The sequence below is a fragment of the Acanthopleuribacter pedis genome (genome assembly GCF_017377855.1).
In the GTDB taxonomy this organism is placed as follows: Bacteria; Acidobacteriota; Holophagae; order Acanthopleuribacterales; family Acanthopleuribacteraceae; genus Acanthopleuribacter; species Acanthopleuribacter pedis.
The window spans coordinates 1-2,143 of sequence record NZ_JAFREP010000062.1 but is presented as its reverse complement, the minus strand read 5'-3'; the positions used below and the strand labels follow the sequence as shown (position 1 = coordinate 2,143).

The window sequence follows — 2,143 nt, the reverse complement described above, 5'->3', positions numbered from 1 at the left end:
GATGCAACCCTTAATAAAAATTATGCTCGCGATTCATTTTTCGCACGACGGTAACTATAAAGCCATCATCTAAAAAATGGGGCGTCCCCCGCGAAAAGGCCGGCTTTTGCGACCTATTATCTTTCGACCTTTCAGGGGCAATTCTTTAGTTAGGTGACCAAAAACACGAAACAAGCCGGGAAGCCGGTGTTCATAGAGGGTCTCAGCGGGCAACTTCTGTAACAAGAAGTCACAAAAATGAAAAAATAACGCCTCTATACAGTCATTAAACCGTCAACAGAACTACTATTTACCGAGTTTGAAAATATTTATTCTTAAAAAGTTCACAAAAGTTACCTTCAGTATCGTTATTCAGACGCAGCGCCAACGAAACGAAAAGTCATCCGTGGAAGGAAAGTGCGGGCTCGCCCGCATTTCTCACAAGGAATTCTGCTACGAGGCTGAAACCCATGTGATTACGAGGGGGCGGCCATCCGCATTACTCGGTCGAGCCGCCTTCGCCTCAGCTGCTACGCCTGTGCCGTCTCTCGGTCGTAATCTTCGTACTCACGAGGCTTTCAGCTTCTCGCGACGAATCCTTGTGAGAAATGCGGGCTAAAACCTTCCTCGGAAGGATAAGCGGGCATTGAGCGGCGCGCCCACGGTTACTTGATGGGCGCTGGTCGCATTTGGGAAATAGCGCGCGTCGGCCAAGTTCTCGATGTTTATCTGAATGCGCCAGGTAGCCACCTCATAATAGGCACCGGCATCGAAACGTGTATAACTGGGCAAAAACACCTCGTTGCGGTTGCTGATAAAAACCTCGTCCTGATGGGTCACCCCGAGACCCACGGAAAGCCGTTCGGTGAGATAGAGGTAATTCCAAGCAGAAAACATCGTTCGCGGCAACTCGCGGGGACGACGGGCGCTGTCCGCTTGGGAACCGTCCATATAGCTGAAACCGACCGAAACGAACCAGGGTTCGGTTAGCCAACCTTTCAGTTCTGCTTCAACCCCTTCGACCGCCGTTCGAATGACATCAAAAGTGCCCGCATCGGCATCGGAAACCACGGGTGATTCTTGTTCCGTTTTAAAAAGGGTGACCGACAGATTCACATCTTGGTTTGGGGCCCACTTTACCCCCGCCTCGAGGTTATTCGAGGTATTGGGATCCAATTGGTTGTTGGGATCATTGGTGTTGGCGATCAGGCGCCCGCGACGCGGCGAAAAGGTTTCGCTGTAACTCGCGTAAAGCGAGAGGGCCGTTTTTGGCTTGTAGACCAAACCGAGACGGGGCGTGGTTTTTTCAAGTTTTTTGGTCCCGAGCGCACCATGGGTGGTGTCAAGCGCCTCGATTTCGTAGTGATCGAAACGGGCACCGAGGATGGCATGAACTTTTTCGGAAAACGCGAGTTCGTCCTGGAGGAACATCGAAAAAACTTGGATACCGATGCGCAAATCGTCCTGAAGGTCGACGGTAAAATCATTGGATGTCACCCGGCCGTCGGCGACAGTACCAACGCCGCCACGTAGATCAATCGGGCGCATCACGGAAAAGGTCGCGATATCGGTGCGCGCCCCCCGAACGCCGCGCGCCACATCCGCGGCGGAAGTATCGAAGTAAGCGTTGTAGCGGGTTTGATCCGTGTCGGTATCGGTGAATTCCACACCCCCGAGCAGCCGATGCGTCAGCCGGCCGGTGCTAAAGACGCCGGCCAAATCCCCTGAGAAAACAAGGTTTTCACGGCGACTGGTATCGAGAAACCCATCCATCCTGACTATATTCCGCCGGGGAAGGTAGTCGATGACGAAGAAATTGCGATCCCGTTTGTCATGGTCACCGAAATAGGCATTGAGCGTCGCTTCGAACCGGTCGGAAAAGGCGTGTTCCAGCCTGGCTCGAAAGGCATGGGCTTCCAATTCGCTGGTGTTGTGTTCCTGATCGCCGAAAAAGAACTCGTCTAGGTCCTCGGCCGGGCGGCCGTCGCTGCCGGTGGGAATCCCGCGATCAATGGTGCGCTGGTGATCGGAATATTCGTAAGCCTACCAACGAGCAGGCAAAAACGCGCCCTCGCTTCGGTTAAGCTAGAACCACGAGCCAACGCTAGATTAGGTTGAAGGTCTCGTGCTCATTGGCAAATGCATAGGGAAGCTGAAAGCCGCG

The 2,143-nt window shown here is 53.2% G+C and carries 1 pseudogene; it reads right to left on the bottom strand.

Annotation, left to right across the window (positions count from 1 at the left end):
- Positions 1-594: 594 nt before the first annotated feature.
- Positions 595-2,007, bottom strand: a pseudogene (locus J3U88_RS33250) (TonB-dependent receptor); the annotation flags it as partial.
- Positions 2,008-2,143: the final 136 nt, after the last annotated feature.